Source organism: Pseudomonas sp. B1(2018) (assembly GCF_003097365.1).
Classification (GTDB): Bacteria; Pseudomonadota; Gammaproteobacteria; order Pseudomonadales; family Pseudomonadaceae; genus Aquipseudomonas; species Aquipseudomonas laurylsulfatiphila.
The window spans coordinates 173,296-186,024 of sequence record NZ_PYUK01000003.1; the positions used below are offsets into that span (position 1 = coordinate 173,296).

Consider the following 12,729-nt stretch of genomic DNA (forward strand, 5'->3'; position numbering starts at 1 on the left):
TTATGCACGCGCAAACACATACACAACAACACAGCGGCAGCTTGCGCTTCAACGGGATCGGCAAGTCCTTTCCCGGAGTGAAGGCGCTGGACAACATCAGCTTCGTCGCCCATCCGGGGCAGGTTCATGCCTTGATGGGCGAGAACGGCGCCGGCAAATCGACGCTGCTGAAAATCCTCGGCGGGGCCTACATACCCAGCAGCGGAGCCTTGCAGATCGGCGAGCGGACGATGGACTTCAAGTCCACCGCCGACAGCATCGGCAGTGGCGTCGCGGTGATCCACCAGGAGCTGCATCTGGTGCCGGAAATGACCGTGGCGGAGAACCTGTTTCTCGGGCATCTGCCGGCCAGTTTTGGCCTGATCAATCGCGGCACCCTGCGCCAGCAGGCGCTGGCCTGTCTCAAAGGCCTGGCCGATGAGATCGACCCGCAGGAGAAGGTCGGGCGCCTGTCTCTCGGTCAGCGGCAACTGGTGGAAATCGCCAAGGCGCTGTCCCGTGGTGCTCATGTGATTGCTTTCGACGAACCCACCAGCAGTCTTTCGGCGCGGGAGATCGACCGCCTGATGGCGATCATCGGCCGGCTGCGGGACGAGGGCAAAGTGGTGCTCTATGTCTCCCACCGCATGGAAGAAGTATTCCGCATCTGCAACGCGGTGACGGTGTTCAAGGACGGGCGATACGTGCGTACGTTCGATGACATGAGCGAGTTGACCCATGATCAACTGGTCACCTGCATGGTCGGACGCGACATCCAGGACATCTACGATTATCGCCCGCGCCAGCGCGGCGCGGTGGCACTCAAGGTCGACGGCCTGCTCGGGCCTGGCTTGCGCGAACCGGTGAGTTTCGAGGTGCACAAAGGCGAGATCCTCGGGTTGTTCGGGCTGGTGGGCGCCGGTCGCACCGAACTGTTGCGCCTGCTCAGCGGCCTGGCACGCAACAGTGCCGGACAGCTGAAACTGCGTGGCCATGAACTGAAGCTGCGTTCACCCCGGGACGCGATTGCCGCCGGGATCCTGTTGTGCCCCGAGGACCGCAAGAAGGAAGGCATCCTGCCGCTGGCCAGTGTCGCGGAGAACATCAACATCAGCGCCCGCGGCGCCCATTCCACCTTCGGCTGCCTGTTGCGTGGCTTGTGGGAGAAAGGCAACGCCGACCAGCAGATCAAGGCGCTCAAGGTGAAGACACCACACGCCGGGCAGCCGATCAAGTTTCTATCCGGCGGCAATCAACAGAAGGCCATTCTCGGCCGCTGGCTGTCGATGCCGATGAAAGTGCTGCTGCTCGACGAACCGACCCGCGGCATCGACATCGGCGCCAAGGCCGAGATCTACCAGATCATCCATAACCTGGCGGCCGAAGGGATCGCGGTGATCGTGGTGTCCAGCGACTTGATGGAAGTCATGGGCATTTCCGACCGCATCCTGGTGCTGTGCGAAGGCGCGCTGCGTGGCGAACTGAGCCGCGACCAGGCCAACGAATCCAACCTGCTGCAACTGGCTTTGCCGCGCCAACGCGCCGACGGCGTGGCGAACTGAGAGGTGACTATGATGACAACCCAAAACAACACCCTGCCGACTACACGCAAACCGCTGGATATGCGGCGTTTTCTAGATGACTGGGTAATGCTGCTGGCGGCCGTCGGAATCTTCGTGCTCTGTACCCTGATGATCGACAACTTCCTGTCGCCGCTGAACATGCGTGGCCTGGGCCTGGCGATTTCCACCACCGGCATTGCGGCGTGCACCATGCTGTATTGCCTGGCGTCCGGGCATTTCGACTTGTCGGTGGGCTCGGTGATCGCCTGTGCCGGGGTGGTTGCGGCGGTGGTGATGCGCGACACCAACAGTGTGTTTCTCGGTGTCTGTGCAGCGCTGGTGATGGGCCTGATCGTCGGGCTGATCAACGGCATCGTCATCGCCAAGCTGCGGGTCAACGCGCTGATCACCACGCTGGCGACCATGCAGATAGTGCGCGGCCTGGCCTACATCTTCGCCAATGGCAAAGCGGTGGGGGTGTCCCAGGAGTCGTTCTTCGTGTTCGGTAACGGTCAGATGTTCGGCGTGCCGGTACCGATCCTGATCACCATCGTCTGCTTCCTGTTCTTCGGCTGGCTGCTGAACTACACGACCTATGGGCGCAACACCATGGCCATCGGCGGCAATCAGGAGGCGGCGTTGCTGGCCGGGGTCAATGTCGACCGGACCAAGATCGTCATCTTTGCCGTGCATGGCGTGATTGGCGCGTTGGCCGGGGTGATCCTGGCGTCGCGCATGACCTCCGGCCAGCCGATGATCGGCCAGGGTTTCGAGCTGACGGTGATCTCGGCCTGTGTACTGGGCGGGGTATCGTTGAGTGGCGGTATCGGCATGATCCGGCACGTGATTGCCGGGGTGTTGATTCTGGCGATCATCGAGAATGCGATGAACCTGAAGAACATCGATACGTTTTATCAGTATGTGATTCGCGGTTCGATTCTGCTGCTGGCGGTGGTTATTGACCGACTGAAGCAGCGCTGACACTCATTTCCTCTGTGTGCGGGCTTGCCCGCGAAGGTCTGTCTGAAATGTAAATGTTGGATATGACGACGCCTTCGCGGGCAAGCCCGCTCCCACAGGGTTCTACCTTCACACATTGAGTGCTGGTGTGGCATAGATCCCGTGGGAGCGGGCTTGCTCGCGAAGGGTCCATCAGCTTCAGTACATTTATCCTGGCTTCACTATTGGCTGATGTTGCTGTCCTCGTCCTCGGTGGTGCTGGAGCCGAGGCCACCGCTGCCGGGCGTTTTTTTGTCCGGCAAATCCGCCCCGCCCTGACGCCCCATGTCATTGCCCTGGATGCGCGGGTCGGTGCCGGTGGACGGAGGCAGGTTGTGGTCGATGGTGGTGCCGTCGGTGTTCATGCCGGGAGCGCTCTGGATGGCCGGCGCCCTGGGCTTTTCCACCGGATTGGTCGGGCCGGTGCTGGAGCCGAGGGTCCCGGCGAACGAAGCACTAGACAGCAGGGCGGTGAGGACGAGGGCGGTCAACCTGGACAGGATCATGGTGTTGTCTCCAACGGGTAGAGTCCTTACCTGATTAGTCCGTCCTCGACCGGGATAGGTGCGTTGTCAGCGACGGACGGCTCAGGGCTGTGTCAATGCCCTGGCCACTGCAGCTCTTCGCCAGATCAATCGGGCTGCGGTGATCAACCAGTTGAGCGCAGCAACCGCCAAAACGGTGAGCAGCAGGGTGGCCATGCCTTGCTCGACGATGATTTTCCCGGCCAGCAAGGGGAAGCCGAACACTCCGATGAAGTACGACAGGCTGAACAGCAGCAGGGATTGCGCGGTGGTGCCAGTCGGCGCTTCATTGGCGGCCAGGCCGTTGATCACCGAGTAGGTCAGGCCGTAACCGATCCCGAGCATCACCGCCGCGAGCACGTAGCTGAAGCTGCTGTCGACGACAAAACCGAACATGACGATCGATGCCAGCATCAGCCCCGAAAGCAGGCACGAGGCACGCAAGGGATCGCGCTTGACCACGAACCCGGCAATCAGCATCCGGCCACTGATCGCCGCGCTCATGAAGCCGAGGAAGAACAGCGAGTAGTCGAGCGAGTGCGCTGCGGCATAACTGGTTTGAAAACTCGACAGCCCGCCAAACACGCAGCCGCCAAGACCGACCATGATGATCGGGAACACCGCCCGGGACGACAACACCTGACCTGCTGCTCGCCAGGAAATGCGCGACACGCTGGTCGATTGGGTGTGTGCCTGTTTCAATTTTCGATCCAGGCGCCAGAACAGCAACACACCGATCAGGCTGGCCAGCGCCGCCAGATAAAACGCAGCGGTCACTGGATACCCGAGGGCACTCGCCGCGCGGCCGAGCAGCGGGCCACTGCCGATCCCAGACATCATGCTGCCCGACAGGAGGGCGAAGTATCTGGCGCGCTGTGCGGGTGTCACCAGGCTTGCCACGATGATCGGCCCGAGGGTGTAGAACACGCCCCAACCCAGGCCCAGCAGCAGGCCGAAAAACAACAGCAGAGGGCCGAAGCCCGGGGTCAGGGCGAAGCCCAGGCTGGCCGCTACCAGCAACGCACCGAACAGCGCCACCGACCGGGCGGCACCGAGCAGGTCGGACAAATGACCGGAAACGATCACCGCCGCAAAGGTGCTGAGCATCGCCGCCGAAATCACACTGCCGGCGTCGTGTTCGTTGCCGCCACGCGAGCCGATCAACAGCGACAGCAGGAAGGTCGAGCCATAGGACAATGACAACAGGTAACTGGCAAGGCAAAACAGGCCGAACAACTTGCTTGAGACAGGGGGTGTTGCGGTAGACATGACGCGGTTCCTTGACCGGATAAGTGAGCAGCGCCGCTATCTAACCACGCTATGCCTGAAAGTCAGGTCCAAGGTTATCGATGCCAGGGTTAGTGGCGACCGGAGTGAAGCCTCTGTGCTGTTGTGGCGATCCAGCTTTTGTGGCGAGGGAGCTTGCTCCCGCTGGCCTGCGAAGCAGGCCCTGTCGCGACCTGCTCTGTTTTTCCAGATAGATCGCATTGCCTGCTTTTGGGGTTGCTGCGCAACCCGGCGGGAGCAAGCTCCCTCGCCACAGGCAAGCCCCCTCGCCACATGCCACGTGTCGCCTTAGTATGGCGTTTTCAACTTTAGACAAGGCACGTCCATGACGATCGAAATCCGCCCGGCGACCCCCAGTGATGCACCGCAAATCCTCGCGTTCATCACTGAACTGGCCGACTACGAGCGTGCCCGCCATGAAGTCATCGCCAGCGTTGCCGATATCGAGCGCAGCCTGTTCAGCGAAGGCGCCACCGCCCATGGCCTGATCTGCCTGCGCGACGGTGCAGCCATCGGTTTCGCGGTGTTCTTCTTCAGCTATTCCACCTGGTTGGGTAGCAATTGCCTGTACCTCGAAGATCTCTACATCACTCCGGAGCAGCGCGGCGGTGGCGCGGGCAAGACCCTGCTGCGTCATCTGGCGAAAATCGCCTGCGCCAACGACTGCGGTCGTTTCGAGTGGAGCGTGCTGGAGTGGAATACGCCGGCCATCGACTTCTACAAATCCCTGGGTGCGCAGCCGCAGGAGGAGTGGGTTCGGTATCGGATGGATGGGGCCGTTTTGAGGGATTTTGCTGCGGGTAATTGATCGGCCCTTAAAAGATCGCAGCCTTCGGCAGCTCCTACAACGGGACGAACGTTCACCTTGTAGGAGCTGCCGGAGGCTGCGATCTTTTTTTGTCTGCATCTCACAATATGGGATTGATATTTATATATTGAGATTTCCCAGCATCCGGGTTTATAGTCCCGCTCACTCACTGCCAAAAACCAAAACAGGTGAAGCGATGCAGGCGCAATTGATCGCGCTCGACTGGGGGACAACCTCATTACGTGCTTACAAACTGGCTGAAGGCGGGCAGGTGCTCGAACAGCGTTCGCTGGCGTCGGGGATCATGCAACTGCCCAAGGCGCCGCGAATCATCGGCGGCCGGGAATGCACCGATGGTTTTGAACTGGCCTTCGATGAGGCATGCGGTGACTGGCTCGATGCCCAGCCGCAATTGCCGGTGATTGCCTGTGGCATGGTCGGCAGTGCCCAGGGCTGGTGCGAAGCGGCGTACCGCGACACGCCGGCGAACGTCGCCACGCTCGGCACTTCCTTGCAAACCGTGCGCAGCCTGCGTGGCGTGGATGTACACATCGTGCCCGGCGTCATCGAGCATTCACGTTTGCCGAACGTGATGCGCGGCGAAGAAACCCAGGTGCTCGGTGTGCTGCAGAACCTGCCGGGCGAGGCGAGCGCGGACCTGCTGATCGGTCTGCCGGGCAGTCATTCGAAATGGGTCGAAGTGGCCGACGGCTGTATCGTGCATTTCGATACCTTCATGACCGGCGAAGTCTTCGCCGTGCTCAGCGAGCACAGCATTCTCGGACGCACCCAGCAACGCGGCGGGTCTTTCGATGGCGACGCGTTTGATCGCGGCGTGCAGGTCGCGTTGTCGGCGGACGGTGAAACCGGTCCGCTGTCCACCCTGTTCAGTGCCCGCAGCCTGGGCCTGACCGGCGAATTGAGCGCCACCGCTCAGGCGGACTATCTGTCCGGCCTGCTGATCGGCCACGAGTTGTCGGCCCTGGCCAATGTCCAGCGGCGTCGGCGCAACAGCGTCCATCTTCCGTCGATCATCCTTATCGGCAATACCCAACTCTGTGCCCGCTACCGCCGTGCGCTCGACGCCTGCGGTTTTGCCCGGGTGAGCCTGGCCGAACAGGCCACCGAACGCGGATTGTGGCAACTGGCGCTCGCCGCCGGTCTGGTCACGTCCACCGCATCCCGTTAAACCTGCTGGAGGTCTGACATGCTCAAACAAGCGCTGGCGCAAAACGGCCTGATCGCGATCCTGCGCGGCTTGCGTCCACAGGAAGCTGCCGCTATCGGCGAAGTCCTGTACGCCGCCGGATTTCGCGTCATCGAAGTGCCGCTCAATTCCCCTGAACCGTACGACAGCATCCGCATCCTGCGCAGTACCTTGCCTGCCGATTGCCTGATCGGTGCCGGCACGGTGCTGACGCCGGAACAGGTCGAGCAGGTGAAAGCGGCGGGGGGCCAGGTGATCGTCATGCCCCATAGCGATCCGAAGGTCCTGCGTGCGGCGAAAGCGGCGGAGTTGTCTCTGTCGCCCGGTGTCGCCACGCCAACCGAAGCCTTCGCGGCGCTGGCCGAAGGCGCGGACATCCTCAAGCTGTTCCCGGCCGAGCAAATGGGGCCGGCAGTCGTCAAGGCCTGGCTGGCGGTACTGCCGGCGGGGACGATCCTGGCTCCGGTCGGTGGCATCACCCCGGACAACATGCAGGTGTTTATCGACGCGGGCGTCAAAGGTTTCGGCCTCGGCTCCGGTCTGTTCAAACCGGGCATGACGCCTGCGCAAGTGGCGGCCAATGCCAAGGCCTATGTCGCTGCCTGGAAAGCCCATCGCTAAGACTTTTTGGCGCTGCGAGCGCTGCATCCATAAGAGAGACAACAGATGAAAATCACCAAACTGACCACCTTCATCGTTCCGCCACGCTGGTGCTTCCTCAAGGTCGAAACCGACGAGGGCGTCACCGGCTGGGGCGAGCCCGTGGTGGAAGGCCGCGCCCATACCGTCGCCGCTGCCGTTGAGGAATTGTCCGACTACCTGATCGGCAAGGACCCGCGCAACATCGAAGACATCTGGACCGTGCTCTATCGCGGCGGCTTCTACCGTGGCGGTGCGATCCACATGAGCGCCCTGGCCGGTATCGACCAGGCGTTGTGGGACATCAAGGGCAAGGCGTTGGGGGTGTCGGTCAGCGACCTGCTGGGTGGTCAGGTGCGGGACAAGATTCGTGTGTATTCGTGGATCGGCGGCGACCGCCCGGCGGAAACGGCGCGTGCAGCCAAGGAAGCGGTCGAGCGCGGTTTCACCGCGGTGAAAATGAACGGCACCGAAGAACTGCAATTCCTCGACACCTTCGACAAAGTCGACCAGGCCCTGGCCAACGTCGCTGCCGTGCGCGATGCGGTCGGCCCGAACGTCGGCATCGGCGTGGACTTCCATGGCCGGGTGCACAAGCCCATGGCCAAGGTGCTGATGAAGGAGCTTGATCCGTACAAGCTGATGTTCATCGAAGAGCCGGTGCTCAGCGAAAACTACGAAGCGCTGAAAGAGCTGGCGCCACTGACCAGCACTCCGATCGCCCTCGGTGAGCGCCTGTTCTCGCGCTGGGACTTCAAGCGCGTGCTCAGCGAAGGCTACGTCGACATCATCCAGCCGGATGCGTCTCACGCCGGTGGCATCACCGAAACCCGCAAGATCGCCAACATGGCCGAAGCCTACGACGTGGCGCTGGCGCTGCATTGCCCGCTGGGTCCGATTGCCCTGGCGGCCTGCCTGCAACTGGATGCGGCTTGCTACAACGCGTTCATCCAGGAGCAGAGCCTGGGCATCCACTACAACGAGAGCAACGACCTGCTCGACTACGTGAAAGACCCACGGGTGTTCGACTACGACCAGGGCTTCGTGAAGATCCCGAACGGCCCGGGCCTGGGCATCGAGATCAACGAGGAGTACGTGATCGAACGCGCCGCCATCGGCCACCGCTGGCGCAACCCGATCTGGCGCCATGCCGATGGCAGTTTTGCCGAGTGGTGATCCGGTTCTGATTCACCAATAACCCTGTGGGAGCTGGCTTGCCAGCGATGACGGCAGCACATTCAACATTGATGTGACAGTTCCACCGCTATCGCTGGCAAGCCAGCTCCCACAGGGTTCGGTGCAAGGCCACAGGCCGACCTCAATAACCATAAGAAGAGGCACCCCCCCATGCAACCGCAAACCCTCACCGGGCAGGCGTCCTTGGTGACGCCCAGCCGCAAGCGTTTTTTCATCATGGTGCTGTTGTTCATCACCGTGGTGATCAACTACCTGGACCGCAGCAACCTGTCGATTGCCGCCCCGGCATTGACCAGTGACCTGGGCATCGACCCGATTCATGTCGGTCTGATCTTCTCTGCCTTCGGCTGGACCTACGCCGCCATGCAGATCCCCGGTGGCTGGCTGGTAGACCGGGTCCCGCCACGCATCCTTTACACGGCAGCGCTTTTGCTGTGGTCGATTGCCACCGTGATGCTCGGCTTCGCCGGCAGCTTCATAGCGCTGTTCGTGTTGCGCATGGCGGTCGGCGCCCTGGAAGCGCCGGCCTATCCGATCAACAGCCGCGTGGTCACCACCTGGTTCCCCGAACGCGAGCGTGCCACGGCCATCGGTTTCTACACCTCCGGGCAATTCGTCGGCCTGGCCTTCCTGACGCCGGTGCTGGCCTGGCTGCAGCACGAATTCGGCTGGCACATGGTGTTCGTCACCACCGGCGCGGTAGGCATTCTGTGGGCAGTGATCTGGTACGCGGTGTATCGCGAGCCGCGGGACTTCAAAGGCGCCAATCAGGCGGAGATCGACTTGATCCGCGAGGGCGGCGGGCTGGTGGATATCCAGGCCGAACAGGCCAAGGTCAAAGCCAAATTCAGCTGGACTGACCTTGGCATTGTCCTCACCAAGCGCAAGCTCTGGGGCATCTACCTCGGGCAGTTCTGCCTCAATTCGACCCTGTGGTTTTTCTTGACGTGGTTCCCGACCTACCTGGTGAAATACCGCGGCATGGACTTCATCAAGTCCGGCCTGCTGGCGTCGCTGCCGTTTCTCGCCGCGTTCGTCGGTGTGCTATGTTCCGGTTTCTTCTCGGACTTTTTGATCCGTCGCGGTTACACGGTAGGTTTCGCCCGCAAGTTGCCGATCATCAGCGGCTTGCTGATTTCCACCTCGATCATCGGCGCCAACTTCGTTGAGTCGACGCCGTTGGTGATTGCCTTCCTCGCACTGGCATTCTTCGGCAACGGGCTGGCGTCGATCACCTGGTCACTGGTGTCGACGCTCGCCCCGGCGCGTTTGCTCGGGCTGACCGGCGGGGTGTTCAACTTCATCGGCAACTTGGCGGCCATTGCCACGCCGATCGTGATCGGTTTCCTCGCCACGGGTGATTCCTTTGCCCCGGCGATCACCTACATCTCGGTGCTGGCGTTGATCGGTGCACTGTCCTACATCTTGCTGGTGGGCAAGGTCGAGCGTATCAAGTTGTAGTCGTGGCACGCGGGCGACCATAATGCCGCCCGTTCACTCGCTCAACGGTAAAGGCTGGATATGCAGGAAGACGCCCCAAAAATCGCCAAGGACGCCGCACCGACCGGCACCCAGACCCTGCTTCGCGGTTTGGGTGTGGTTCATGCCGTGGCCAGCGGCGCCCGCGATCTCAAGGAAATCGCCCGGCTGATCGGTACCACGCGCAGCACCACCCATCGCCTGGCCAGTTGCCTGGTGGACGAGCGTTACCTGCGGGTGGTGCCGCAAATCGGATATCTGCTGGGGCCGAAACTGATCGAGTTGGGGTTTCAGGCCCGTGAAGAGTTGCCCTTGGTGACCCTGGCGGGTCCGTATCTGGATGAGTTGTCGGCGTTGACCGGCGACACCATTCACCTGGCGATCCGTGAGGGCGACGAAGTGCTGTACCTGCACAAGAACCCGGGGCGCAATGGCCCGGAAATGCGTTCGCGGGTCGGCCATCGCATGCCGCTGGCGCGCACCGGGATCGGCAAGGCGCTGATGCTCGACGATTCGCCGCAAGAGTGGCAGCGCCTGTACCAAGTCAGCCTGCCGGTGGGTGGAAAAAACCAGTTCTGGCCGCAGCACCCGGAGCAATCCTGGGAGCAGTTTCAGCAGCGCATGGTCGAGTACGTGGCCGGCGGTTATGCCTTCGATCTGGAAGATAACGAGCCGTCGATCCGTTGCGTGGCGGCGCCGGTGCGCGATGCCAGCAAGCGCATTGTTGCCGGCATCAGCATCGCCAGTACCGTGCCGTACATGCCGCTGGAAAAAATGGCCGAGCTGATTCCGTTGATCAAGGGTGTTACGGCGCGGCTCTCGGCGGAGCTGGGTCTCAAGGTTTAAACGCAGAACACTGTGGGAGCGGGCTTGCCCGCGATAGCGGTGGGTCAGTCGACGGCAATGTTGAATGATGAACCGTCATCGCTGGCAAGCCAGCTCCCACAGGGAGTGGTGTTATGCCCTGGATCGCTGGCAACAAAAAGGCCCCCGTTTCGGGAGCCTTGATGTTCAGCGGTCGGCTTACATGTTCGGGTAAGTCGGGCCGCCAGCGCCTTCCGGCGTTACCCAGGTGATGTTCTGTGCAGGGTCCTTGATGTCGCAGGTCTTGCAGTGAACGCAGTTCTGGGCGTTGATCTGGAAGCGCTTCTCGCCGTCTTCCTTGGTGATCACTTCATACACGCCGGCCGGGCAGTAACGCTGTGCCGGTTCATCGTACAGCGGCAGGTTCTTGGCCAGCGGGATGCTTGGATCGGCCAGCTTCAGGTGGCACGGCTGCTCTTCTTCGTGGTTGGTACCGGAGATGAACACCGAGCTCAGTTTATCGAAGCTGATCTTGCCGTCCGGTTTCGGGTAGTCGATTTTCTTGCAGTCGGCCGCCAGTTTCAGGCAAGCGTAATCCGGCTTGGTGTCGTGCAGGGTGAACGGCAGTTTGCCGCCGAAGATGTTCTGGTCGAGCCAGTTGAAACCGCCACCGACGATGGCGCCGAACTTGTGGATCGCCGGGCCGAAGTTGCGGCTGGCGAACAGTTCGTCGTAGAGCCAGCTCTTCTTGAACGCGTCGACGTAGGTGGTCAGCTCTTCGCTGCCGTCCTTTTCAGCGAACAGTGCGTCAGCCACGGATTCAGCGGCGAGCATGCCGGACTTCATCGCGGTGTGGCTGCCCTTGATCTTGGCGAAGTTCAGGGTGCCGAGGTCGCAACCGATCAGCGCGCCGCCCTTGAAGACCATCTTCGGCAGCGAGTTCAGGCCACCCTTGCAGATGGCGCGAGCGCCGTAGCTGATGCGCTTGCCGCCTTCCAGGTACTGCTTGAGCACCGGGTGATGCTTGAGGCGCTGGAACTCGTCGAACGGCGAGAGGTAGGTGTTGCTGTAGGACAGGTCGACGATCAGGCCGACGACGACCTGGTTGTTTTCCAGGTGATAGAGGAACGAGCCACCGGTGTTCTCGGTGCCCATGATGTCCATCGGCCAACCGGCGGTGTGCACCACCAGGCCTGGCTGGTGTTTGGCCGGGTCGACTTCCCAGATTTCCTTCAGGCCGATGCCGTAGTGCTGGGCGTCGGCATCGCTGTCGAGGTTGAAGCGCTTGATCAGCTGCTTGCCGATGTGGCCACGGCAACCTTCGGCGAACAGTGTGTATTTGCCACGCAGTTCCATGCCCGGGGTGTACAGGCCTTCTTTCGGATGGCCTTCGCGGTCGACACCCAGGTCGCCGGTGATGATCCCGCGCACCACGCCGTTCTCGTCGATCAGCGCTTCCTGAGCGGCGAAGCCTGGGTAGATTTCCACGCCCAGGTTCTCGGCCTGCTGGGCCAGCCAGCGGCACAGGTTGCCCAGGGAGATGATGTAGTTGCCTTCGTTGTGCATGGTCTTGGGCACAAAGAAGTCAGGAACTTTCTGCGCGCTTTCAGCGTTCTTCAGCACGAAGATGTCGTCACGGGTGACGGGGGTGTTCAGCGGCGCGCCGAGTTCTTTCCAGTCCGGGAACAGTTCGTTCAGGGCGCGTGGTTCGAACACGGCACCGGACAGAATGTGAGCACCGACTTCGGAGCCTTTTTCGACCACGCAGACGCTGATTTCCTTACCGGCTTCGGCGGCCTTCTGCTTCAAGCGGCAGGCGGCGGAAAGACCAGCGGGGCCGGCACCGACGATGACGACGTCGAATTCCATGTATTCGCGTTCCACAGGTTATCTCCTACTCAAGGCTCAACAGTTTTTTTTCTAATTTGGAGGTTGGGTGTCGCATCCATGAATTCCGGCGCAACGCCGAAAGCGGACAATCGATTGACCACCTTTCTCTTTGGGTGGCGCATTATATCTACACCACTCTCAGCGTCCAATACAAACGTTTGTTTGAATTGGCTCAAAGCCAGAGAAATCAAAGTCACGCGGCTTATGAACGGCCATTTTGGCGTATTGACCGGAATAGGCGTTCCGGTCAAGATACGGGCGGTTTTGCGCTCGCCGTAGGCTGGCAGTTGGTTTCAAGAGCACCTCTAAAGACAGGGCTATGGCAGTAGAGAGTGATGCGCTGCGCGGGTTTGA

11 protein-coding genes are annotated in these 12,729 nt (G+C 61.4%); 8 read left to right on the forward strand and 3 right to left on the reverse strand.

What is annotated here, in order from left to right; all coding sequences use genetic code 11:
• Window positions 1-2 precede the first annotated feature (2 nt).
• Both araG and araH read left to right on the forward strand, forming a co-directional pair.
• A complete protein-coding gene (araG, locus tag C9422_RS05945; RefSeq protein ID WP_116579990.1) occupies window positions 3-1,541 on the forward strand; it encodes an L-arabinose ABC transporter ATP-binding protein AraG in 1,539 nt (512 codons plus the stop codon).
• Between the two features lie 12 nt (window positions 1,542-1,553).
• Window positions 1,554-2,522 (forward strand): L-arabinose ABC transporter permease AraH, encoded by a 969-nt coding sequence (araH, locus tag C9422_RS05950; protein WP_116580129.1) that lies wholly within the window; start codon window positions 1,554-1,556, stop codon window positions 2,520-2,522.
• A gap of 200 nt (window positions 2,523-2,722) precedes the next feature.
• Here the strand turns inward: araH and C9422_RS05955 are convergent, their stop codons facing one another.
• Window positions 2,723-3,046: a hypothetical protein gene (locus tag C9422_RS05955; protein WP_116579991.1), complete on the reverse strand. Its 324-nt coding sequence runs from the start codon at window positions 3,044-3,046 to the stop codon at window positions 2,723-2,725.
• A gap of 81 nt (window positions 3,047-3,127) precedes the next feature.
• The gene (locus tag C9422_RS05960; RefSeq protein WP_116579992.1) at window positions 3,128-4,333 is read right to left on the reverse strand and encodes an MFS transporter; all 1,206 of its coding nucleotides are present in this window, start codon (window positions 4,331-4,333) and stop codon (window positions 3,128-3,130) included.
• 343 nt (window positions 4,334-4,676) lie between these two features.
• On the opposite strand from C9422_RS05960, the gene C9422_RS05965 reads away from it, so the two are divergent.
• The 6 genes from C9422_RS05965 (at window position 4,677) to C9422_RS05990 (ending at window position 10,527) form a co-directional block, all read left to right on the forward strand.
• Complete coding sequence (locus C9422_RS05965; protein ID WP_085724875.1) at window positions 4,677-5,159, forward strand: GNAT family N-acetyltransferase; 483 nt, start codon at window positions 4,677-4,679, stop codon at window positions 5,157-5,159.
• 196 nt (window positions 5,160-5,355) lie between these two features.
• On the forward strand, window positions 5,356-6,348 hold the full coding sequence (locus tag C9422_RS05970) for a 2-dehydro-3-deoxygalactonokinase (RefSeq protein WP_116579993.1): 993 nt from the start codon (window positions 5,356-5,358) through the stop codon (window positions 6,346-6,348).
• An 18-nt stretch (window positions 6,349-6,366) separates the two neighbouring features.
• Window positions 6,367-6,987 carry a 2-dehydro-3-deoxy-6-phosphogalactonate aldolase gene (locus C9422_RS05975; protein ID WP_116579994.1) on the forward strand — a complete coding sequence of 207 codons (621 nt, stop codon included), beginning with the start codon at window positions 6,367-6,369 and terminating at the stop codon, window positions 6,985-6,987.
• 45 nt (window positions 6,988-7,032) lie between these two features.
• Window positions 7,033-8,181, forward strand: a complete 1,149-nt coding sequence (gene dgoD, locus C9422_RS05980) for a galactonate dehydratase (RefSeq protein ID WP_116579995.1) — start codon at window positions 7,033-7,035, stop codon at window positions 8,179-8,181.
• 171 nt (window positions 8,182-8,352) lie between these two features.
• Complete coding sequence (locus C9422_RS05985; protein WP_116579996.1) at window positions 8,353-9,663, forward strand: MFS transporter; 1,311 nt, start codon at window positions 8,353-8,355, stop codon at window positions 9,661-9,663.
• 60 nt (window positions 9,664-9,723) lie between these two features.
• Window positions 9,724-10,527 (forward strand): IclR family transcriptional regulator, encoded by an 804-nt coding sequence (locus tag C9422_RS05990; RefSeq protein WP_116579997.1) that lies wholly within the window; start codon window positions 9,724-9,726, stop codon window positions 10,525-10,527.
• A gap of 177 nt (window positions 10,528-10,704) precedes the next feature.
• Here C9422_RS05990 and C9422_RS05995 read toward each other — a convergent pair whose 3' ends face one another.
• Window positions 10,705-12,369: an electron transfer flavoprotein-ubiquinone oxidoreductase gene (locus tag C9422_RS05995; protein WP_116579998.1), complete on the reverse strand. Its 1,665-nt coding sequence runs from the start codon at window positions 12,367-12,369 to the stop codon at window positions 10,705-10,707.
• Between the last annotated feature and the right edge of the window lie 360 nt (window positions 12,370-12,729).